The sequence below is a fragment of the Rhodopseudomonas parapalustris genome (assembly GCF_053772255.1).
In genome coordinates this window covers 45908-66330 of record NZ_JAMKBZ010000006.1, presented here as the reverse complement: position 1 = coordinate 66330, position 20423 = coordinate 45908, and the positions used below count along the sequence as shown (strand labels likewise).

Annotated in this window: 20 protein-coding genes and 2 tRNA genes; 14 read left to right on the top strand and 8 right to left on the bottom strand. The window is 65.7% G+C overall.

Annotated features, from left to right (window positions below; translation table 11 throughout):
- The first annotated feature begins 134 nt into the window (after nucleotides 1-134).
- The 3 genes from M9H71_RS07685 (at nucleotide 135) to M9H71_RS07675 (ending at nucleotide 1998) form a co-directional block, all read left to right on the top strand.
- Entirely contained in the window at nucleotides 135-605 is a 471-nt protein-coding gene (locus M9H71_RS07685) for a DUF192 domain-containing protein (RefSeq protein ID WP_455404462.1), read from the top strand.
- A gap of 99 nt (nucleotides 606-704) precedes the next feature.
- Nucleotides 705-781: transfer RNA gene (locus M9H71_RS07680), tRNA-Pro, on the top strand.
- Nucleotides 782-879: 98 nt separating this feature from the next.
- Nucleotides 880-1998, top strand: coding sequence for a glycosyltransferase family 4 protein (locus tag M9H71_RS07675; RefSeq protein ID WP_455404461.1), 1119 nt, complete (start codon nucleotides 880-882; stop codon nucleotides 1996-1998).
- Here M9H71_RS07675 and M9H71_RS07670 read toward each other — a convergent pair.
- Nucleotides 1932-3203, bottom strand: coding sequence for an OpgC domain-containing protein (locus M9H71_RS07670; protein ID WP_455404460.1), 1272 nt, complete (start codon nucleotides 3201-3203; stop codon nucleotides 1932-1934). The genes M9H71_RS07675 and M9H71_RS07670 overlap by 67 nt on opposite strands.
- A gap of 241 nt (nucleotides 3204-3444) precedes the next feature.
- Here M9H71_RS07670 and M9H71_RS07665 point away from each other — a divergent pair, with 241 nt between their 5' ends.
- From M9H71_RS07665 to M9H71_RS07650, 4 genes are all read left to right on the top strand, one after another.
- Nucleotides 3445-3750: an ETC complex I subunit gene (locus M9H71_RS07665; protein WP_230761874.1), complete on the top strand. Its 306-nt coding sequence runs from the start codon at nucleotides 3445-3447 to the stop codon at nucleotides 3748-3750.
- Between the two features lie 169 nt (nucleotides 3751-3919).
- The gene (locus M9H71_RS07660; RefSeq protein ID WP_455404459.1) at nucleotides 3920-5524 is read left to right on the top strand and encodes a carboxyl transferase domain-containing protein; all 1605 of its coding nucleotides are present in this window, start codon (nucleotides 3920-3922) and stop codon (nucleotides 5522-5524) included.
- Nucleotides 5525-5540: 16 nt separating this feature from the next.
- Nucleotides 5541-7553 carry an acetyl/propionyl/methylcrotonyl-CoA carboxylase subunit alpha gene (locus tag M9H71_RS07655; protein ID WP_455404458.1) on the top strand — a complete coding sequence of 671 codons (2013 nt, stop codon included), beginning with the start codon at nucleotides 5541-5543 and terminating at the stop codon, nucleotides 7551-7553.
- Between the two features lie 120 nt (nucleotides 7554-7673).
- Complete coding sequence (locus tag M9H71_RS07650; protein ID WP_455404457.1) at nucleotides 7674-8579, top strand: hydroxymethylglutaryl-CoA lyase; 906 nt, start codon at nucleotides 7674-7676, stop codon at nucleotides 8577-8579.
- Between the two features lie 97 nt (nucleotides 8580-8676).
- On the opposite strand, the gene M9H71_RS07645 is transcribed toward M9H71_RS07650, so the two are convergent.
- Genes M9H71_RS07645 through dctP form a run of 3 tightly spaced genes read right to left on the bottom strand, consistent with a single transcriptional unit; the run spans nucleotide 8677 to nucleotide 11599 of the window.
- Nucleotides 8677-10035, bottom strand: coding sequence for a TRAP transporter large permease (locus tag M9H71_RS07645; RefSeq protein ID WP_455404456.1), 1359 nt, complete (start codon nucleotides 10033-10035; stop codon nucleotides 8677-8679).
- Nucleotides 10032-10580: a TRAP transporter small permease gene (locus tag M9H71_RS07640; protein WP_455404455.1), complete on the bottom strand. Its 549-nt coding sequence runs from the start codon at nucleotides 10578-10580 to the stop codon at nucleotides 10032-10034. Before M9H71_RS07640 ends, M9H71_RS07645 begins: the two co-directional genes overlap by 4 nt.
- A complete protein-coding gene (gene dctP, locus M9H71_RS07635) occupies nucleotides 10577-11599 on the bottom strand; it encodes a TRAP transporter substrate-binding protein DctP (RefSeq protein WP_455404454.1) in 1023 nt (340 codons plus the stop codon). Before dctP ends, M9H71_RS07640 begins: the two co-directional genes overlap by 4 nt.
- 280 nt (nucleotides 11600-11879) lie before the next feature.
- On the opposite strand from dctP, the gene M9H71_RS07630 reads away from it, so the two are divergent.
- A complete protein-coding gene (locus tag M9H71_RS07630) occupies nucleotides 11880-12119 on the top strand; it encodes a pentapeptide MXKDX repeat protein (RefSeq protein WP_455404453.1) in 240 nt (79 codons plus the stop codon).
- 40 nt (nucleotides 12120-12159) lie between these two features.
- Here M9H71_RS07630 and M9H71_RS07625 read toward each other — a convergent pair whose 3' ends face one another.
- Complete coding sequence (locus M9H71_RS07625; protein WP_455404452.1) at nucleotides 12160-12525, bottom strand: GrlR family regulatory protein; 366 nt, start codon at nucleotides 12523-12525, stop codon at nucleotides 12160-12162.
- A 199-nt stretch (nucleotides 12526-12724) separates the two neighbouring features.
- Here M9H71_RS07625 and M9H71_RS07620 point away from each other — a divergent pair, with 199 nt between their 5' ends.
- Nucleotides 12725-15715: an outer membrane protein gene (locus M9H71_RS07620; RefSeq protein ID WP_455404451.1), complete on the top strand. Its 2991-nt coding sequence runs from the start codon at nucleotides 12725-12727 to the stop codon at nucleotides 15713-15715.
- Nucleotides 15716-15893: 178 nt separating this feature from the next.
- Entirely contained in the window at nucleotides 15894-16352 is a 459-nt protein-coding gene (locus tag M9H71_RS07615; RefSeq protein ID WP_455404450.1) for an FKBP-type peptidyl-prolyl cis-trans isomerase, read from the top strand.
- 48 nt (nucleotides 16353-16400) lie between these two features.
- On the opposite strand, the gene M9H71_RS07610 is transcribed toward M9H71_RS07615, so the two are convergent.
- Complete coding sequence (locus tag M9H71_RS07610) at nucleotides 16401-16832, bottom strand: hypothetical protein (protein ID WP_455404449.1); 432 nt, start codon at nucleotides 16830-16832, stop codon at nucleotides 16401-16403.
- Between the two features lie 133 nt (nucleotides 16833-16965).
- Here M9H71_RS07610 and M9H71_RS07605 point away from each other — a divergent pair, with 133 nt between their 5' ends.
- A complete protein-coding gene (locus M9H71_RS07605; protein ID WP_455404448.1) occupies nucleotides 16966-17772 on the top strand; it encodes a threonine/serine exporter family protein in 807 nt (268 codons plus the stop codon).
- On the top strand, nucleotides 17769-18248 hold the full coding sequence (locus tag M9H71_RS07600; protein ID WP_455404447.1) for a threonine/serine exporter family protein: 480 nt from the start codon (nucleotides 17769-17771) through the stop codon (nucleotides 18246-18248). The genes M9H71_RS07605 and M9H71_RS07600 overlap by 4 nt, the downstream gene beginning before the upstream one ends.
- On the opposite strand, the gene M9H71_RS07595 is transcribed toward M9H71_RS07600, so the two are convergent.
- Nucleotides 18249-18602 carry a hypothetical protein gene (locus M9H71_RS07595; RefSeq protein ID WP_455404446.1) on the bottom strand — a complete coding sequence of 118 codons (354 nt, stop codon included), beginning with the start codon at nucleotides 18600-18602 and terminating at the stop codon, nucleotides 18249-18251. It abuts the gene before it with no gap.
- Between the two features lie 243 nt (nucleotides 18603-18845).
- Here M9H71_RS07595 and M9H71_RS07590 point away from each other — a divergent pair, with 243 nt between their 5' ends.
- Both M9H71_RS07590 and M9H71_RS07585 read left to right on the top strand, forming a co-directional pair.
- Nucleotides 18846-19289, top strand: coding sequence for a translation initiation factor 2 (locus tag M9H71_RS07590; protein WP_455404445.1), 444 nt, complete (start codon nucleotides 18846-18848; stop codon nucleotides 19287-19289).
- A 194-nt stretch (nucleotides 19290-19483) separates the two neighbouring features.
- On the top strand, nucleotides 19484-19939 hold the full coding sequence (locus tag M9H71_RS07585) for a hypothetical protein (RefSeq protein ID WP_455404444.1): 456 nt from the start codon (nucleotides 19484-19486) through the stop codon (nucleotides 19937-19939).
- Nucleotides 19940-20073: 134 nt separating this feature from the next.
- On the opposite strand, the gene M9H71_RS07580 is transcribed toward M9H71_RS07585, so the two are convergent.
- Nucleotides 20074-20150 (bottom strand) — tRNA-Arg (locus M9H71_RS07580).
- Between the last annotated feature and the right edge of the window lie 273 nt (nucleotides 20151-20423).

The following is a 20423-nucleotide window of genomic DNA, read 5'->3' as shown; positions in this document are numbered from 1 at the left end:
GCCAATTTGTGAATCGGCGGGCGGCTGCCGCGTATGCTCTTTGCGCGGCGGGGCCGTCTTAGGTCCGATCCAGGCCGCAGCACGTAGCCCGGTCGCGCGCAGGAAACAGGTTCGATTCAATGCAGGCTTCTCGAATGGGTAACGTCCGCCGGCTGCGGTGGCTCGGTGTGCTGGCGGTGGCGGTGATGCTGTGCGGCCTTGCGGTGGGCGGGGCGGTCGCGGCGCAGATGCAGTCGCTGGAGATCGTCGGCAAGACCGGCGTGCATGTATTTACCGTCGAGATCGCCACTACCGATCAGGAGCGGGAAGTCGGCCTGATGTACCGCAAGAGCCTGCCGGACGGGCAGGGGATGCTGTTCGACTTCCGGCCCGAGCAGCAAGTGTCGATGTGGATGAAGAACACCTACATCCCGCTCGACATGATCTTTATCCGCGGTGACGGCACCATCCTGCGGATCGCCGAAAATACCGAGCCGCTGTCGACCCGGATCATTGCCTCCGGTGGGCCCGTCGCGGGCGTGCTCGAGGTCAGCGGCGGCACCGCCAAGAAGCTGGGCATCGCGGCCGGCGACAGGGTGGCGCATCCGCTGTTCAAGTCGCACTGATGTCCAAGTCGCGCGGAGCCCGGCTTGCTGGGGTGCCGTGAACCGTGTATCGACGGCCGTCTGCCCCGGGATCCGGATCATGGATCGGGGGGCGTGGATCGGGGTATAGCGCAGCCTGGTAGCGCGGCAGTTTTGGGTACTGCAGGTCGTTGGTTCGAATCCAGCTGCCCCGACCAACCGACCTTTTGATTTTGCGACGGATTTGGCGTTCGCCCCGTCGGTACGCGAGCGATGTCGAAGGCGTCGTCGCGCGTGAAGCTGGGGAGTTCGGCCGATGAGGATCGCGCTGGCGATCGTGTCGCTGTTCCCGAGCGGCGGCCTGCAGCGGGACTGCATGGGGATCGCCCGGCGCCTCCAAGCGCGCGGCCACGACGTCACCATTCTGGCCTCGCGCGTGCAGGGCGACCTGCCTTCCGACTTGAACATCGAGCTGCTGCCGGTCGACGCCTGGAGCAATCACGGTCGGGATCTTCGCTTCGCCGACGCCGTGGCGCGCCGCAAGCGCGCGTTCGACCGTCTTGCCGGCTTCGGCAAACTGACCGATCTCGATGTGCTGTATTGCGCCGACGGCTGCGACAAAGCGAGGCCGGCGCGCTGGTCCGATCGGCTGACGGCGCGGCGGCGCATCAAGCTCGGCCTGGAGGCGGCGAGTTTTGCGCTGGGCCGGCCGACACAATGTCTGATGTTGAGTCAGCACCAGCTCGACAGCTTTCGGCAGGCCTGGGACACCGAGCCGCAGCGGCTGGCGCTGATGCCGCCGACGATCGATCCCGGCCGCCGGCATCCGGACCTGCGAAAAGACGGTACGCGGGAGCGGATCAGGGGCGAGTTCGGCGTCGGTGCCAACACGGTCGTCTGGCTGGCGGTCGCGGCGCATCCTTTGACCAAGGGGCTCGACCGAGCGGTTGCGGCACTTGCTGCCTTTCCAGAGGCTCGGCTGGTGGTGGCCGGGGTGGCCGACGACAGCAAGCAGGGGCGGCTGATGCGCCGGCTCGCCGACGACGCCAAGGTGTCGGATCGCGTCGTGCTGCTCGGTATGCGGCGCGACATTCCCGAATTGATGGCGGGGGCGGACCTGCTGATCCATCCGGCGCGGGTCGACACCACCGGCACCGCGATCCTGGAGGCGGTGGTCAACGGCCTGCCGGTGATCACCACCGCTGTGTGCGGCTATGCGCGCCATGTTGCGGCGGCCGATGCCGGCGTGGTGCTGCCGGAACCGTTCGGCCCCGGCAATCTGATCGAAGCACTTCGCCAAGCCTCCGCAGCGGAGCTCCGGAGATCATGGAGCGAGAATGGCGCCAGCTACGGCGCCAGCCATGACCTCTATTCCGGGCTCGACCGCGCCGCCGCGATCATCGCCGGCGATACCGCTGGCGCGCTGCCGTCCTGAAGCTGCGATCGGGCTGCCTGAGGCTCCGCCCCAGAAGCGGACGGGGCCGCGGGTGCGGGGGCCACGGCCGGCTTGGGGGCCGGGCGGACGGGTTTGTCCTGCTGCTTCGACCAGGAGATGTAGTACGCCACCAGCGTCATCAGCGCGATGCCGGTTGCGCTCACCAGGATCTGCGCCAGCAGTGAGCCGGAGCTCATTGTCAGCTCGAAATGCGCCACGAACGACAGGAAGACGCCGACGCAGAACACCGCGAGCGACTGCTGGCCGCATTTGATCAGCGGTTCGAAGACGCGCGATTCCAATCCCTTCCAATCCTTGGGCACGAACCGGATCACCAGCACAACGATCACCGCGAAATGCAGGAAGCGGTAGGGCGCGAGGTTGGTTTTATCGTTGGGATTGAAGGCGTCGTACAGCCAGCGCGGAAACAGATCGCCGAATTCCTGGAAACGGCCCGCCATCGTCATGATCAGCGCGAATACCAGATAGGCGATGCAGAACCACAGCATGCCGCGCGAGTTGATCAGCGAGCGCGACCGGACTGTGCCGCCCAGTGCACACCACGCGCCGAACACGAACAAAAGCTGCCAGCAGAACGGGTTGAAGTACCAGGTGCCTTCCGGAAACGCCTGCAGATTCCACTCGAAATAGCGGGCGGCGAAATACAGCACGAACGAGCCGATCATCACCGCGTCGGGACGGCGCAACATCAGCCATAGCACCGGCGGGAAAAGCCCCATCAGCACGATGTACAGCGGTAGCACGTCGAGATTGACCGGCTTGAATTTCAACAGCAGTCCTTGGCGGAACGTCTCGCCCGGATTGGCGACGAGACCCGCGATGTTGAACTCGTTGATGATCTCGGGATCGGAAAAGCGCTCCGCCACGTAGCCGATCGCCACGATGTAGATCACGAACAGCACGATGTGCGCGACGTAGAGCTGCCAGACCCGCTTGGTCAGACGGGTGCCGCCGACGATGAAACCGCGCTCCAGCATCATCTTCGCGTACACGAACGAAGCGGTGTATCCGGAAATGAACACGAACAGGTCGGCGGCGTCGCTGAATCCCCAGTTGCGGGTCGTGATCCAGTTCACCACGTTGTTCGGGATGTGATCCAGGTAGATCGCCCAGTTGGCAATGCCGCGGAACAGGTCGAGCCGCAGATCGCGCCCTTTGCTGGGCAGAATAGCCTGTATCTCCATGGAGCCGATCGTCCGTATTGTTGCGAGGTCGCCCGCCGGCCTACGATTGTCACGATGCCGGGGACAGAATATAGGAAATCAGGAAACGAAATCGCTAGGCGACGGAATCTCAATTGGCCGGGACCAACCTCAAAACTCTACGTGATTCCGACCACGTCCGTTACGCGGCGGAACTTTACACCAGGATCGTTGCTTCCACCAAACCGGCGCAGTGCCGTAGCTCGACAGGCTCGACTCTTCCATGACCGCACGGATCTACAAGCCCTCCAAGAACGCGATGCAATCCGGGACTGCCAAGACCCGGGAATGGCAGCTCGATTACGAGCCGGAAACGCCGCGCACGATCGAGCCGCTGATGGGCTGGACCTCGTCCTCGGACATGCACCAGCAGGTCAGCCTACACTTCCAAACCCGTGAGGACGCGGTCGCCTATTGCGAGCGCGAGGGCATTCCATACCAGATCATCGAGCCGAAGGAGCCGGCGCGCCGCCGCGCGGCCTACGCCGACAATTTCGCCTTCCGTCGTCCCGAACCCTGGACGCACTGATCCGGCATTGCAGCCGCGGCCGCTTGGCGCAAGCCGCCGGCCGCGAGACCCGGCTATGCGCGAGTTGCGTTGCGCCCGGGCAGGTTAGGGTTGCGCCTGTCGGCCCGGCGATGACACGATGTCTTCAACGCTTCGGTCCCGAAGCGAGTCAGAACCCGCCGGAAACGCCATGTCGCTGCACTCCAAGATCGATCCCGGTTCGGCCGATTTCGCGCGCAACGCCGAGGCGATGCGCGCGCTGGTCGATGAATTGAACGACAAGCTCGCGGCGGTGGCCGCCGGTGGCGGCGAAGCGGCCCGCGCCAAACACACCGCGCGCGGCAAGCTGCTGCCGCGTGACCGCGTCGATCTGCTGCTCGATCCTGGGACCGCGTTTCTCGAATTGTCGCCGCTCGCTGCCAATGGCCTCTATGGCGGCGATGTGCATTCGGCCTCGATCGTTACCGGCATCGGCCGAGTCGCGGGCCGTGAATGCATGATCGTCGCCAACGACGCCACCGTGAAGGGCGGGACCTATTATCCGCTGACGGTGAAGAAGCATCTGCGGGCGCAGGACATCGCACGGCAGAACAATCTGCCGTGCATCTACATGGTCGACTCCGGCGGCGCCTTCCTGCCGCAGCAGGACGAGGTGTTTCCCGACGAGCGCCACTTCGGTCGGATCTTCTTCAACCAAGCCAATATGTCGGCTTTAGGCATTCCGCAGATCGCGGTGGTGATGGGCTCCTGCACCGCCGGCGGCGCCTATGTGCCGGCCATGTCCGATGAGAGCATCATCGTCCGCAATCAGGGCACCATCTTCCTCGGTGGCCCGCCGCTGGTGAAGGCGGCGACCGGCGAGGTGGTGTCGGCCGAAGAGCTCGGCGGCGCCGACGTGCATTCGCGGCAATCCGGTGTCACCGACCACTACGCGCAGAACGACTCTCACGCGATCGGCATCGCCCGCAAGATCGTCAGCACCTTGAAGCCGCCGCAGCGCCCGCCGCTGAACATGCGCACCCCGCGCGAGCCGCTGTATCCGGCCGATCAGCTCTACGGCATCGTGCCGGCCGAAAGCCGCAAGCCGTTCGACGTGCGCGACATCATCGCCCGGATCGTCGACGGCTCGGAGTTCGATGAATTCAAGAAGCTCTACGGCCAGACGCTCGTCTGCGGCTTCGCGCATATCTGGGGCTTCCCGGTCGGCATCATCGCCAACAACGGCATCCTGTTCAGCGAGTCTTCGCTGAAGGGCGCGCACTTCATCGAGCTGTGCTGCCAGCGCGGCATCCCACTGGTGTTCCTGCAGAACATCACCGGCTTCATGGTCGGCAAGAAATACGAGGCCGGCGGCATAGCCCGCGACGGTGCCAAGCTGGTGACCGCGGTCGCGACCGCCAACGTGCCGAAATTCACCGTGGTGATCGGCGGCTCCTACGGCGCCGGCAATTACGGCATGTGCGGGCGGGCTTATTCGCCGCGTTTTCTGTGGATGTGGCCGAACGCGCGCATCTCGGTGATGGGAGGCGAGCAGGCCGCGATGGTGCTGAGCCAGCTCCGCCGCGACAACATCGAGGCCAAGGGCGGCTCGTGGAGCACGGACGAGGAGGAGGAGTTCCGCTCGCCGATCCGTGCACAGTACGAGACGCAAGGCAGCCCGTACTACGCGACGGCGCGGTTGTGGGACGACGGCGTGATCGACCCCGCCGACACGCGGCTGGTGCTTGGGCTCGGTCTTTCGGCGTCGAGCAATGCGCCGATCGAGCCGACCAAGTTCGGCCTGTTCCGGATGTGATGATCAGGATCTGATGATGGCAAACACGGCCCTGTATCGTCGCTTCCGCACGCTTCTGATCGCCAACCGCGGCGAGATCGCCTGCCGCGTCATCCGCACCGCGCGCGCGATGGGCTTGCGCACTGTCGCGGTGTATTCCGAGGCCGATGCCGGCGCGCAGCATGTCGGCGAGGCCGACGAGGCGGTGCTGCTCGGACCGGCGCGGGCGCGCGACAGTTACTTGAACATCGAACGGATCATCGCGGCGGCGAAGCAGAGCGACGCCGAAGCGATGCATCCCGGCTACGGCTTCCTGTCGGAGAGCGCCGAGTTCGCGCAGGCTTGCGCCGATGCCGGGCTGGTGTTCGTCGGGCCGACGCCGGAGATGATCACCGCGATGGGCTCGAAGTCGGGCTCCAAGGCGCTGATGGAAAAGGCCGGCGTGCCGCTGGTGCCCGGCTATCACGGCGCCGCGCAGGACGACGCGACGCTCGCAGGGGCCGCTGACAAGATTGGCTTCCCGGTGCTGGTCAAGGCCTCGGCCGGCGGTGGTGGCCGAGGCATGCGGGTGGTGCGCAAGGCGGAAGAACTCTCGGATGCCATCGCAAGCGCCAAGCGCGAGGCCAAGGCGGCGTTCGGCGACGACACGCTGCTGATCGAAAAGTATGTCGACAATCCGCGCCACATCGAAGTGCAGATCGTTGGCGACAGCCACGGCAATCTGGTGTCGCTGTTCGAGCGCGAGTGCACGCTGCAGCGCCGCCACCAGAAGGTGATCGAAGAAGCCCCGTCGCCGACGCTGAGCGCTGCGCAGCGTGAGGCTGTGTGCGAAGCGGCCCGGCGCGCCGCCGGTGCGGTGAACTACGTCGGGGCCGGCACCATCGAGTTCGTCTCGGACGGCAAGGACGTGTTCTTCATCGAGATGAACACCCGTCTGCAGGTGGAGCATCCGGTCACCGAACTGATCTCCGGCGTCGACCTCGTCGAATGGCAGCTCCGCGTCGCGTTCGGCGAAGCGCTGCCGCTGAAGCAGGATCAGCTCAAGCTGAACGGCCACGCCATCGAGGCGCGGGTGTATGCCGAGAACCCGGCGAAGAACTTCATGCCGTCGGTCGGCAAGATCACGACCTGGCGCACGCCGTCAGAGACGGGCGGCCTGCGCATCGACGCCGGCTATCGCAGCGGCGATGCCGTATCGCCATATTACGACGCGATGCTCGCCAAGGTGATCGCCTGGGCGCCGACCCGTCAGGCGGCGATTGATCGGCTGGACCGCGGACTGAACGAGACCGACGTCCGCGGCGTCGTCACCAATATCCCGTTCCTGTCGGCGCTGGTGACGCACCCCGAGGTACGCGCCAACGCCATCGACACTGGTTTCATCGAACGCAATCTTGCAGCGCTCACCGCTGCGCCGCGTGCGCTCGGTGATCTCGAACTGGCTGCGGCGGTCGCGGCGATCCTGCGCGGCGAGGATGACGTGGCGAAGGCCGAAGGTCCGTCGCCATGGCGGACGGCAGGCTGGATGCCCGTCGGCCGGCGCAAGCGCGCCTTCTTGTTCCGGCGCGGGCAGGGGCACGACCACACCGATCACAAGGTCGAGCTGACCTATGGCGGGGGAGCGTCGTCGCTGACGATCGACGGCCGCGAACTGGCATTTGCTTGGGCGGCGAATGGTGACGGCATCGACGTGTCGCTCGGCGATGCACGCTCGCGCGTGCATGCCGTGGTCGAGGGCGCCGAGTTTTACGTCCGCACCCGCAACGGCCGGTTCGAGCTGCACCTCGTCGATCCGTTCGGCGGTGAGAGCGAGGAGCAGGCCGGCGAGGACAAGATCGTCGCGCCGCTGCCCGGCACCGTGGTGGCGCTGCTCGCCGACGTCGGCGCCAAGCTGGAAAAGGGCGCACCGATCCTCACCCTCGAAGTGATGAAGATGGAGCAGACCCTGCGCGCGCCGTTCGCCGGCACGCTGACGGCGGTGAAGTGCAAGGTCGGCGACATCGTCCAGGAAGGCGCCGAGCTGGCCGAACTCGAGGCCGACGCAGACTAACAACTAACGCCGTCATGGCCGGGCTCGTCCCGGCCATCCACGCCTTCAGGCGTTGGCCCGCTGAAAGGCGTGGATGCCCGGCACAAGGCCGGGCATGACGAAGTAATACGTGGAGGGCGCATGACCGACACCATCCGTATCGTCGAAGTCGGCCCGCGTGATGGGCTGCAGAACGAGAAGACCCCGGTTTCGGTGGAGGACCGGATCGCTTTCGTCGAGGCTCTGGTGGCGGCGGGGCTGTCGACGGTCGAGGTCGGTGCGTTCGTCTCGCCCAAGGCGATCCCGCAGATGGTCGGCTCCGACGAAGTGCTGCGCGCGGCGCTGAAGCTGCCCGGCGAATTCCACGTCCTCGTGCCGAACGAAAAGGGCTACGAGGCCGCCCGCGCGGCCGGCGCCCAGGTCGTGGCCGTGTTCGCCTCGGCCTCGGAAGGATTCTCGCGCGCCAATATCAATTGCTCGGTGGCGGAGTCGATCGAGCGCTTCAAGCCGGTGATCGCGCGCGCGCAGGCCGATGGCGTGAAGGTGCGCGGCTACATCTCCTGTGTGCTCGGTTGCCCGTTCGATGGCGAGGTGCCGGTGCAGGCGGTGGTCGACGCTGCCACCACACTGTGGGATCTCGGCTGTTACGAGATCTCGCTCGGCGACACCATCGGGGTCGGCACGCCGAACAAGGTCCGCGAGCTGCTGCGCGCCTGCGCCGAGGCGATCCCGATGCGGAACCTCGCGATGCACTTCCACGACACTTACGGTCAGGCGCTCGCCAATCTCTATGCCGGGCTGGAGGAGGGCGCGCGGGTGATCGACAGCGCCGCCGGCGGCCTCGGCGGCTGTCCTTACGCGCCTGGCGCCACCGGCAACGTCGCGACCGAGGATGTGCTGTACATGCTGGAAGGTATGGGCGTGCCGATGGGCGTCGATATGGACAGGCTGATCGCCGCGACCAACGGCATCGCATCTCTGCTCGGTCGCCCGCCGGTCAGCCGCGTCGTCAATGCGCTGAATGCGAAGAAGAAGCGGGCGGGTTAGTTCGTAGGGTGGGGTTAGCGCGAAGCGCGTAACCCACCGATTGAGGTGTCGACACAGAGAGGGTGGTTACGGTGCAAGTGCGCCTACCCCTCGCGAACTATCTGACGCTCTCCGGCCCCATCACCAGGTCCGGCAGCCAGGTCGAAATACCGGGGACCAGGCACAGCAGCAGCACCGCCAGCATCATCAGCAGCACGAATGGCAGCGTGCCCCAGATCACCTCGGAGAGCGGGATGTCGGGGGCGACGTTGCGGATGACGAAGATGTTGAGGCCGACCGGTGGATGGATCAGGCCCATCTCCATCACAATGGTCATCACCACGCCGAACCAGATGATGTCGAAGCCGGCGGCGCGCAGCGGCGGCAGGATGATCGGCGCGGTCATCAGGATGATCGACACCGGCGGCAGGAAGAATCCCAGCACCACGACCAGCGCCAGGATCGCCACCAGCAATCCCCAGCGCGGCAGCTGCATCGCTACGATCGATTCCGCAGCCGACTGCGAGATGTGCAGGTAGCTCATCACGTAGGAATACAACAGCGACATGCCGATGATCATCATCAGCATGGTGCTTTCGCGGATCGTCGAGGTCAGGATCGGCGACAGGTCGGAGGGCTTCCACACCCCGTAGATCAGCGCGATCAACGCCAGCGCCAACACGCCGCCGAGCCCGGCGGTTTCCGATGGCGTGGCGTAGCCGCCGTACAGCGCGATCATCACGCCGGTGAGCAGGATCACGAACGGCAGCACCCGCGGCAGCGCGCCGAAGCGTTGCGCCATGGTGTAATGCTCGCGGGTGAGGATCGCAGAGTCCTTGCCGGTCTGCTCGTACAGCGCCTTGGCGGTGGCGTATTCGCTGCGGAAGCGCCACACCGCGTACAGGCCGAACAGCGTCACCAGCAGCAGCCCGGGGCCGATGCCGGCGAGGAACAGCCGGCCGAGCGACTTTTCGGCCGCGACTGCGAACAGGATCATCGTCACCGACGGCGGCAGCAGGATGCCGAGGGTGCCGCCGGCTGCGATGATGCCGGCGGCGAAGCCCCCGGAGTAGCCGCGCTTGCGCATCTCCGGGATGCCGGCCGAGCCGATCGCCGAGCAGGTCGCAGGCGAGGAGCCTGCCATCGCGGCGAACAGCGCGCAGGCGAACACGTTGGCGACGCCGAGCCCGCCGGGCACGCGGTGCAGCCAGGCGTGCAGCGCCGAATACAGATCCTGACCGGCGCGCGACTTGCCGATCGCCGCCCCCTTGAGGATGAACAGCGGGATCGACAGCAGCGTGATCGAAGCCATCTCCTCGTAGACGTTCTGCGTCACCGTATCGAGCGAGGCGTGCGGCATGTAGATCGCCATGAACGCCAGCGCGACGGCACCGAGCGCGAAAGCGATCGGCATCCCGGAGAACATCGCCGCCAGGGTGGCGAGGCCGTAGCTGATTCCGATTCCGAGGACTGTCACGGGCGGCGCATCCCGCCGAGCGCCTGAACGATCTGCAGAGCGAGTTGAAGACAGAGCAGCGTCATGCCGGCGGCCATTAGTCCGTAGGGGATCGCGAGCGGCGGCGACCAGATCGAGTCGGTGACCTGGCCGTCGACAAAGGCTTCGTGGGTCAGCGTCCACGACTTCCAGGCGAAGAAGCCGCAGAAGGCGAGACTGGCGACGTCGACGAGGAGCAGCCGCAGCCGGTTGACGGCGGGGGGCAGCAGCCCGGTAAACGCTTCGATGCCGATATGGCCGCGTTGGCCCTGGACGAACGCGGCCGTCAGAAAGGTGGCCCCGACCAAAAGGAATACCGCGGCCTCGTCCTGCCAGTAGGTGGCGGCGTTGAACAGGCCGCGGCTGATCACGCTGTAGCTGAGGATGCAGCAGGCCGCGACCAGCGCCAGCGCCGCCACGACCAGGATCACGCCATTGAGAAAGGCGAGCCCGCGCGCCAATGCGCTGGTCACACCGTGACCGGACGCGATGGCATCAGGACCGCCCGGCGCAGGAGCGTGCATCATGCGGCGGAGTCGGTGGCGAGCTTCAGCAGCTTGGCCGAGGTCTCGGTCTTGGCGGCGTAGTCCTTCCAGGCGGTGTCGCGCGCGATCGCGCGCCATTTCTCGACGGTCGCCTGGTCGAGCTTGTCGACCTTGGCGCCGGCCTTCTCGTAGACCTTGGCGACCTCGATATCGTCGTCCTGCGCGCCCTTCTTGCCGAACGCTTCGAGTTCGCCGCCGACCGACAGGATGATGTCCTGGTGGTTCTTCGGCAGCTTGTCGAACACCGCCTTCGACATCATCAGCGGCTCGAACATGAACCAGTACGAAGCGTCGGCGCCGGAGGTCAGATGCTTGGCGACTTCCTCGAGCCGGAACGAGATCAGGCTGGTCGAGGAGGTGATGCCGGCGTCGCAGGCGCCGGTCTGCATCGCCGCGTAGATCTCGTTGGACGGCACCGACAGCACCGCCGCGCCGGCCTTCTGCAGCACCATGTCCATCTCGCGCGAGCCGCCGCGCACCTTGAGGCCCTTGGCGTCGTCCGGCCCGACCAGCGGTTCGGAGCGGCTGGCGACGCCGCCGGCCTGCCACACCCAGGTGATCAGCATGATGCCCTTGTCGGCGAGCAGGTCGGTCAGCATCTTGCCGACCGGCCTGGTCTTCCACGACAGCCCCTGGTCGTAGGTCGACACCAGGCCGGGCATCAGCCCGATATTGGTTTCCGGTACTTCGCCGCCGGCATAGGGCATCGGATACAGCGACAGGTCGAGCGCGCCTTTGCGCATCGCCGAGAACTGCGCCTTGGTCTTGATCAGCGACGAGCCCGGATAGACCTCGCCGACCAGTTCGCCGCCGGAGCGCTTGCCGATCTCCTCGGCAAACTTGCGGCACAGCCGGTCGCGGAAGTCGCCCTTGTCGATCGTGCCGCCGGGAAACTGATGCGAGATCTTCAGCGTGGTGGCCGCCTGAGCGGTGCCTGTTCCGAATTTGAGGACGGCCGGTGCGGCCAGTGCGGAGACGAGGAGGTGGCGGCGTGACAGCATCGTTTCTCTCCCGATCATTATCTGTTGCTTGAATCGCTAGGGCATCAGTCGCGCGATGGTCAAGGCATGATGCGACAAACTGGCCCAATTGGTACGATGTTTGTTAGTTGCAGTGCGGCGGAGAACTTGCTGCGATGCACGCGCGCTAGGCGGCAATGGCCGTTCCGCCGACGTGAGAGCGAGAATTATTTCGGGCCGACGTAACAAGCGGCTGTTCGCGCGCGTTGAGGAAGAGGGCGGCATTCGCCGCGCCGATCGATTTCGACAAGGATCACATCACATGACCCGCATCCGCCTCTCTTCCGCCGTCGCTCTGGCCGTGTTCTCCGCCGGTCTCGCTGCGGCTCCCGCTGCCTACGCCATGGACAAGATGGAGAAGAAGGACGGCATGTCCAAAGACTCGATGTCCAAGGACTCCATGGCTAAAGACGGCATGAAGAAGGACACCATGGCGAAGGACGGCATGCACAAGGACGGCATGTCGAAGGACCACATGTCCAAGGATCAAATGAAGAAGTAATTCTCGCGCGACGCAGTCGGAACAAGAGAGCGACCGCCGATCAGTCGGCGGCGAGCAGCCGCAGCGTGGCGCGGAAGCTGACGCTGCGGCTGCCGATCAGCGACGTGCCGTATACTTCCGAGCGATCGTCCGCGAAGCGGCCGGTGAAGCCGGTCGTCACGTCGTGCCCCGCGAACAGCGGCCGTCCTGGGGTTTCGCTGTAGGGCGTGTGCTGCCGCGTCAGCAATTCTCCTTTCCAGGTCGCGTCGCCTTTCCAGGTCGCGTCGCCGAGCGTGGAGGTGCCGACGGTCCAAAAGTAAGGATCGCCGCCGAGCAGGCGTCCGTCGCGCAAGATGATGATCCCGTTGGCTTTCGCGCGGATACCGTCGAGCATCCGGATGTGGATGGAGTACATCCCGTTTCGCATCGTCCAGCCTCAGTGTCCTGCGCAGACTGTACCGAGGTCGGAGGTTCTCACAATGGGCCGTGCGACCTGCGTAATGGTGTGCAGAATGCAGCTTTGCTGTGCTTTACGCGGTCTCCATGTGCGCGCGGCCGTAGAGTTCCGCCAGAGAATCATGTTGCCCTGCCCCGGGTGGTGCGGCTACGGGCCGAGGGGGGGCGGTATGAGAAAATTCTCAGTGTGGCTGAGCATTGGTTCAGTGGTGGGCGTTTCGTGCGGTCCGGCCGCTGCGGCCGATTTGCCGTTCAACAACGTCCGGTCGCCCACAGCGGTCGCAACCGACTGGACCGGCTTTTACATCGGCAGCCACGTTGGCGGTGCCGCTTCGGATAGTGCCTGGAACAGCATCGCGGGCGGGGGCTCTGCGCTGGCAGGAGCGGCCTTCTATGGCCACGGCGTCAGCGGCAATGCGATTACGGGCGTCCAGGCCGGCTACAACGCGCAGTTCGGCCGCACCGTCGTCGGCATCGAGGGCGACGCCAGCTTCGGTTCCATCAACGGCCTGGCGCGGTGCCTGCGTGGCGCTTTTGCCTGTACTACCCGGATCGACGAGCTGTGGACGCTCGCGGCGCGCTTCGGCTATGCCGCCGGCGATCTGCTGCTCTACGGCAAGGCGGGCGCCGCCTGGGCCGATGTGCATCGCCGCATGGCCAGCGGCAACTTCGTCAATGTCCTCGAAGCGTCCGAGATCCGCACCGGCTGGCTGGTCGGCGTCGGTGCCGAATACGCCTTCCTGCCGGGCTTGTCGGGTAAGATCGAATACAACTACGCAGATTTCGGCAATCGCTCGCTGACGATGGCCGATCAGTTCGGCGGAGTGTCGGACGTCTCGATCGGGCAGACCGCGCATCTGGTCAAGGTCGGTCTCAACTATCGGCTCGGCGCAGCGTCGGTCAGTGCAGCGCCGCTTCCCGGCGTGCCGTTGCCGCAGTGGAGTTGGACCGGGATCTATCTCGGCGTCCACGCCGGCGGCGGCTTCGGCCGCAACGACTGGGACTCGGCAACCGGTGCCTTGCTCGCCGCATCGTCGTCGGGCGGCTTCCCCGGCGGCGGCGATAGTTCGGGTCTGTTCGGCGGCGGGCAGATCGGGGCGAACTATCAGATCGGCCGGTGGGTCGCCGGCGTCGAAGCATCCGCATCCGCGGCCGATATCGGCGGCTACGCCAAATGCGCAACCGACATCGGGTCACAAGGCAGTTTCACCTGCCACAACTCGGTCTCTTCGCTCGGCATGATCACGGGTCGGCTCGGCCAGACCTGGGGTAACCTGTTGATCTACGGCAAGGCCGGCGCGGCGTGGGCGAGCGGCAGCAGCGATGCTCAGCGCGCGAGGATCGCCAACCGTTTCACCGAAAGCGGGACGCGGTGGGGCTGGGTTACCGGCACCGGCCTCGAATACGCGCTCAGCTCGAACCTGTCGGCGTTCGTCGAGTACGATCACGTCGACCTCGGCACCGCCGACACATCCTACGTCGATCAGTTCGGCAACGCATCCAATGTCGGATTCAAGCAGAAGTTCGATCTGGTCAAGGCGGGCTTGAACTACCGGCTCGGCTCCGGCGCGCCGACACTCGGCGCCGGCAGCGACGCGCCGCTGTTCGTCAAAGCCGCAGCGCTGCCGCTCGGCTGGCAGGTCGAAGCCGGCACCCGCTATTGGGGCAGCTCGGGGCGGATGCAGAAGGATCTGAACAGCAACGTCCTGCCGAGCCGGCTGAATTCGCGGTTGATCTATGGCGATCAGACCGGTCATTCGCTCGAAGCGTTCGTGCGTGTCGATCATGCGTCGGGTCTGTTCGCCAAGGCTAACCTCGGCCTCGGTCATCTCGTCGACGGGCAGCTCAACGACGAAGATTTCCCCAGCCAGGTGACCTATTCCAACACGATTTCGGAAATGCGCGACGGCCGCTTGTCGTTCGGCAGCGCCGACATCGGCTACAATTTCATCAACGATGGCGGGCGCAAGCTCGGCGGCTTCGTCGGTTATCGTTCGTTCTACCAGACCGGCAATGGCTTCGGCTGCCTTCAGATCGCGACCGATTTCGCCACCTGTGGCGTTCCGTTTCCCACCAACTATCTCGGTCTCAGCGAGACCGAATCCTGGCGCGGCGTCGCGCTCGGCATCAACGTCCGGGCGCCGTTGACCGAACGACTGCGGCTCGAGGTCGACGCGGCCTATCTGCCTTACGTCAATCGCGCCGGCTTCGACAATCACTGGTTCCGCGCCGACATCAATCCGCAGTCCGAGGTCGGCCACGGTTGGGGCACGCAGTTCGAGGCGATCCTGTCCTACGCCGTCACCGACCGCTTCAGCGTCGGCGTCGGCGGCCGCTATTGGTATTTCGCGACGGACAGTGCCAGCACGGTCTTCCCGGGGGCGACTGTCGCCGCGCCGATGCAGTTCTATTCGGAGCGTTACGGCGGCTTCTTGCAGACCTCGTACAAGTTCGGCGATATCGATCGCGCCGGCACTGCGGAGCGCGGCATCACCAAGGCGCCCCCGATCGCGGTCGCCAATTGGACCGGCGTTTATGTCGGCGCCAGCGTCGGCTCGGGCTGGGGCCGCACCACCTATGCGGATCCATTCCCGACTCCGACGACGGGCGACCGCGTCGACCTCGGCGGCGCGCTGCTCGGCGGCCAGATCGGCGTGAACTATCAGGTCGGCGACCTCGTTGCCGGCGTCGAAGCCTCGGCGAACTGGGCGAACATCCGCGGCACCGACACCTGCTTCGGCGCTTTCCCCAATCCGGTCTTCGCCGGTTTCAACTGCGGCAGCAGGATCGACGCGATCGGCGCCTTCACGGCGCGTGGCGGCTATGCGATCGATCGCACGCTGCTGTACGTCAAAGGCGGTGCGGCCTGGGATCGCCAGCAGGATCAGTTCAATCTGGTCGGCGTCGGAGGCCCGGTGATATCGAACACCAGCACCAATTGGGGCTGGACCGTCGGCGGCGGCCTCGAATATGCGCTGGCGCCGTCGTGGTCGATGGCGCTGGAGTACAAGTACTTCGACTTCGGCGCATCCTCGGTGTTCGGCGCCGCGCCGCCGCTGCCGTTGTCCGGCATCGATTTCGCGCCGGCGAGCAACAAGCTGCAGACCGTATCGCTCGGCGTGAACTACAAGTTCGGAGCGTGGCCGTTCGCCAGAGATTGAGGGCGATGATCGCGGCCCGGTGCGGAGCCGGGCCGCGAGCGCTTTCGGAAACGGGGCAGGCGACCGCGCGTCGCGGTGCGCCGGATCTGTCGTTGCTGCCTCGGTTGTGAGATCGGCGCCGAGCGGCTACAACCGTGGCTCACCGCGACCGACGTCGATCTTCCCGAAGGACAATCCGATGCGTTTCGCTTTTCCCGCCGGCGCTGTGCTGGCTTTGGCCGTTGCTGCGCTGTCTCCCGCCGCGGCCCTGATGTCGAGCACCCCCGCCATGTCCGAATCCGCCAAATCCGTCACCACTCCGTCGGGTCTCCAGATCGTGGACACCCAGGTCGGCACCGGCGCGTCGCCGGCGCGCGGCCAGATCTGCGTGATGCACTACACCGGCTGGTTGTACGAGAACGGCGCCAAGACCCGCAAGTTCGACTCCTCGGTCGACCGCAACGAGCCGTTCGAATTCCCGATCGGCATGGGCCGGGTGATCAAGGGCTGGGACGAGGGCGTCTCGACCATGAAGGTCGGCGGCAAGCGCACGCTGATCATTCCGCCGGAGCTCGGCTACGGCGCGCGTGGCGCAGGCGGCGTGATCCCGCCGAATGCGACCCTGATCTTCGAGGTGGAATTGCTCGGCCTCAAGTGAAGCCGGCGATGCGATGGCCCGGCGCGAGCCGGGCCATCGACGCGGCGCTCAGGGACGGCCGCAATACATCAGCACGCTGTTGGCGCCCATGCCACAGGTCGCGGTCAGCTTGCCGCCCGCGAGCTTGAGGTTATCGGCGAAACGGGCCTTGGTGCCGCTGACGCAGAACGCTGACAACGGCGTCTCGTCTTCGCCGCAGGACACCGGGCAGCCATCGGACGAGCACGATGACGATGTCACCGTCTTGATCGGACTCACCGGCACGGCTGCGACGCTCACAGCGGTCTGTTCAGGCGCCTCCGCGGTGGGGGCGGACTCGGAATTGAATTGGCGCGCGCCGAATACAACTGCGGCAACTGCGATGCAGGCGATGATCAATGTCGAGAACTTCATCTTCAACCCCATTCTTCGAATTTGGCGGCAGCCGAGGCCGCGTCGAGCATAGACCTGCATTGCGGAATTGGAAGCATTCAACGCCAACGCTGTTAACTCGGCACTGATACCGCGCAAATGGTAACATGCGACCGCGATTAGTTGCGGCGTGGTATACGTTGCATGCGTGCAGTGGAGCGATCCCGCTTTTGCCCACGTTCGATCTATAAAGCGATCCGCCATGACGATGATTCAGCCCGATCCCGCCGACCTCGAACCGATCCATCCGTACTCGCTGGCGCGGATCTCGCACGTCGCGCTGCAGGCTGGCGCGGTGCTGGCGCAGAGCGGTGCCTCGGTGCGGGTGGTGCATGAAGGCGCCCGGATGGTGGCGGAGGGGCTCGGCGTCGAGGTGCTGGGGATGCGCTCCGGCTACGCCTCGTTCGAGATCACGCTGGCCCGCGGCCATCACAGCATCACCCGCATGATGCAGATCGGCCCGCATGGCGTGAACCACCGGCTCGACTTTGCGGTGCGCGACCTGCTCAAGCGCGCCTCGCAAGGCGACATGACGCCGGATGCGATCGAGGCCGAGCTGAAGCGGCTGCAGAAGGACACGCCGCGGCACCCGCCGTGGCTGGTGGCGGTCGCCACCGGCGCCGCCTGCGCGGCGTTCGGCCGGCTGCTCGGCTCGGACTGGCTGTCGTTCGGTCCGGTGCTGGCAGCGGCGAGCATCGGGCAGGGCGTTCGTCACCTGCTGCTCGGCCGCCGCTTCAACGTCTTCGTGGTCGCGGCCATCGTCGGCTGCATCTCGGCGGCGCTCGGCGGGCTCGGCGCGCGGCTGATCGGCAGCTCGACCACCGAGCTCGCCATGATGGCGTCGATCCTGCTGCTGGTGCCGGGCGTGCCGTCGACCAACGCGCAGACCGACGTGATGGACGGCTATCCGACCATGGGCAGCGCCCGCGCCGTCACCGTGATCATGATCATGGTGTTCGCGGTCACCGGGCTGTGGCTGGCCGAGTTCGTGTTGAGGATCCACACATGACCGCGAGCTGGATTGCGATGCTGCCGCATCTGGCGCATCAGGCGGCGTTCGGCGCGCTCGCTGCGGCCGGGTTCGGCGTGCTGTTCAATTTCGGCTGGCGCACGCTCGCCTGGTGTGCGGTCGCAGGGGCGCTGGCGCTGGCGGTGCGGACCGTGGTGCAGCAGACCGGCGGCAGCCTGGAGGCCGCGACCTTCGCGGCGGCATTCGTTACCTCGTTCACCGCGATCCTGGCGCTGCGCTGGCTTGGCCCGGCCTGCAACGCGGTTGCGCTCGCCGGCTGCATTCCGATGGTGCCGGGCGCATTCTTCGGCCAGGCGATGCTCGGCTATATGGCGGTCGCCGCCGACACCACCGGCACCTCGACCGCGCAGATCGTCGCCGCGTCGCAGGCGTTCGTGCGGGTGCTGTCGATCGTCGGCGCGATCGGGGCGGGGCTGGCGATCCCGGCCTATCTGCTCCGCAGCCGGCAGTTCTGATCAGCGCCCGGTCCCGGGCCAGGCCACCGACCGCGCCACGCCGCTCGCCAGCCGTCCGGCACTGCGGCCCTCGACGATGCTCCCGTCGTGGCTGCTGGCCTGGATCAGCGACACCCGCCCGCCGGGGTCGATCCGGAACTTGCGGCGGTCGCGATAGCCGGTGCCGTCGAGCAGCCCATAGTCGGTGGTCAGCCACACCGTCGATGTGGTGATCGCACCGTCGGTCCACACGGGGTCGATGATCTCGTCGACCTTGAAGGCCCAGAACTTGTAGAGCTGCGACTGACCGAACGAGCGGACGCGGACGATCTCCGCCTTCAGATGCAGAATCGCTCGGGCTTGGGACTGGTCCACGAGATCTCGAATGCTCACCGGGATGGAGATCGGTATCCGATTCTGCCACAGGGCCGCTGCAGCGTCATGCGAGCGGGGCCGCCGGTAAAAGTCGGACTGCAGCTCGGCCGCGATCACCCGCGGTGGGGACATCCTGCAAATAGGTTTGTCTCTGCGTCTCAGTTGCGGCTTCGGCGCGCCGCAGCGGCTTGAATTCCCGCTGGAACACGGTGCTCTGGGAGGATCGGTATCTGAGGGAATGCAATGCGGTCATGGGGAGGCGCGGCGCTGGCCGCGTTGCTGCTGTCGGGGTGTGCGTCGGTGACGCGCGGCACCACGGAGAACATTTCGATTGCGAGCACGCCGTCCGGCGCCAAGGCCGATGTGTCCGGCACCGAGGCGCCGTTTTCCTGCGTCACGCCGTGCGTCGTCGAGGTCAACCGCAACGCCGACATCACCGTCAGCCTGAGCAAAGAGGGCTATGAGCCGCAGATCATCCCGCTGACCCGCGAAGTCTCCGGCAGCGGCGGCGCCGGCTTTGCCGGCAATCTGCTGCTCGGCGGCGTGGTCGGCATGGGCGTCGACGCCGCCACCGGCGCCGCGATGGATCACAAGCCCAACCCGGTCGTGGTGACGCTGCAGCCGGTACCTGCACCGCCGCCACCGGTCGTCCGGCATCATCGCAAGCCGCGGGTGCCGGTGAGCTGACTTCGGCTTATGCGCCAACGCCGCTGGAAGGTAACATGTGCTGTCCGGCTAATCGCGAGGTGAGCGAACGACGCTGGTCTCCCGGTCATTGGTCGGGGAGAAGCGTAGTTGGTCCGCCACTCCATCCACTTGCCACTTGTGTAGCGTTTCCCCACACTCGATTGCGCGACCGTTCGAGATGCGGGGATTGGGAGATGGTGCGTAAGCCGAAAACGGAGGCTGAGAAGCTGGCTGAGTTCGCGAAGTCGGCTCCTTTTACTGAGGCCGCGCTGAGCAAGGCTGTGCTCCGCCTGGTTCGAAAAAACGCTGAGGTTGGTCAGCTCTTGATCCGTGAGGTACTCGCTGTGGGTGATAGCGATCCGAAGCGGTTTTGCGGGTTGGAAGATAAGCAGAAGTGGCTGGATATGGCAGGCATCTCTGCCCTCGCCATCGTTAAGTCCCTTGAGCGGGAAATCCGAATGGGACAGGAAGAACGTCAAAAAGACGAGCAAGGCCCAGTCGCACCCGAGCTGATCCACGACGAAACGGAGGATGCTACGGCCTCAGCTTTCGCGATCGTTGAGCAGGTCGTTGAGCGGACGAGGCAGATAGAAGAGTTGGCTCTGACGAACCAGCAGGCCTTGCAGAAACTCTCGTTGCTTCTGTTGTGAAGCGGCGATCATACTGTATCGCGCAACGGAGGCATCTGATGCTGTCGCAAGATCAAGCCTCGTAGGGTTGCTACGACGCCTTGAAGTGTAAAAGCCGTTGACTAGCGAGTCTGTCGTTTGGCGATCACGTAGACTGGCGATCCCAGCAGGATTCGAACCTGCAACCCGCGGAGTAGAAATCCGCTACTCTATCCAGTTGAGCTATGGGACCGTCGGGGGCTTTATAGCACCACCGGATACAAAAAATCCGCCTCCGCCACAACCGCCCCGAACCATTTGCCACCAACCGGCGTCCAACGCATGCGGCGCGTTGTGTTCGGCGCGCGGGCGGGCGAGGATGCGAGTCCTGAAGCGGCGCTGGCCGGTGAGGGGCGGAGGATGGGTGGCGAAACCGGCGGCCCCTGCGTTCGCCTCCAGCCATCACGGCGTCATCTTCGTCACGGCATGACGTGGGTCTAACGCGCAAGGGTCTAACGCGACGCTC

Excerpts from the sequence above, each read along its gene's own strand:
- M9H71_RS07605 (WP_455404448.1), top strand. The coding sequence starts at position 16,966 with ATGACGATGATTCAGCCCGATCCCGCCGACCTCGAACCGATCCATCCG.
- M9H71_RS07685 (WP_455404462.1), top strand. The coding sequence starts at position 135 with ATGGGTAACGTCCGCCGGCTGCGGTGGCTCGGTGTGCTGGCGGTGGCG.
- M9H71_RS07640 (WP_455404455.1), bottom strand. The coding sequence starts at position 10,580 with ATGATGCACGCTCCTGCGCCGGGCGGTCCTGATGCCATCGCGTCCGGT.
- M9H71_RS07630 (WP_455404453.1), top strand. The coding sequence starts at position 11,880 with ATGACCCGCATCCGCCTCTCTTCCGCCGTCGCTCTGGCCGTGTTCTCC.
- M9H71_RS07665 (WP_230761874.1), top strand. The coding sequence starts at position 3,445 with ATGACCGCACGGATCTACAAGCCCTCCAAGAACGCGATGCAATCCGGG.
- M9H71_RS07655 (WP_455404458.1), top strand. The coding sequence starts at position 5,541 with ATGGCAAACACGGCCCTGTATCGTCGCTTCCGCACGCTTCTGATCGCC.
- M9H71_RS07620 (WP_455404451.1), top strand. The coding sequence starts at position 12,725 with ATGAGAAAATTCTCAGTGTGGCTGAGCATTGGTTCAGTGGTGGGCGTT.
- dctP (WP_455404454.1), bottom strand. The coding sequence starts at position 11,599 with ATGCTGTCACGCCGCCACCTCCTCGTCTCCGCACTGGCCGCACCGGCC.
- M9H71_RS07660 (WP_455404459.1), top strand. The coding sequence starts at position 3,920 with ATGTCGCTGCACTCCAAGATCGATCCCGGTTCGGCCGATTTCGCGCGC.
- M9H71_RS07615 (WP_455404450.1), top strand. The coding sequence starts at position 15,894 with ATGCGTTTCGCTTTTCCCGCCGGCGCTGTGCTGGCTTTGGCCGTTGCT.
- M9H71_RS07600 (WP_455404447.1), top strand. The coding sequence starts at position 17,769 with ATGACCGCGAGCTGGATTGCGATGCTGCCGCATCTGGCGCATCAGGCG.
- M9H71_RS07585 (WP_455404444.1), top strand. The coding sequence starts at position 19,484 with ATGGTGCGTAAGCCGAAAACGGAGGCTGAGAAGCTGGCTGAGTTCGCG.
- M9H71_RS07670 (WP_455404460.1), bottom strand. The coding sequence starts at position 3,203 with ATGGAGATACAGGCTATTCTGCCCAGCAAAGGGCGCGATCTGCGGCTC.
- M9H71_RS07625 (WP_455404452.1), bottom strand. The coding sequence starts at position 12,525 with ATGCGAAACGGGATGTACTCCATCCACATCCGGATGCTCGACGGTATC.
- M9H71_RS07675 (WP_455404461.1), top strand. The coding sequence starts at position 880 with ATGAGGATCGCGCTGGCGATCGTGTCGCTGTTCCCGAGCGGCGGCCTG.
- M9H71_RS07590 (WP_455404445.1), top strand. The coding sequence starts at position 18,846 with ATGCGGTCATGGGGAGGCGCGGCGCTGGCCGCGTTGCTGCTGTCGGGG.
- M9H71_RS07650 (WP_455404457.1), top strand. The coding sequence starts at position 7,674 with ATGACCGACACCATCCGTATCGTCGAAGTCGGCCCGCGTGATGGGCTG.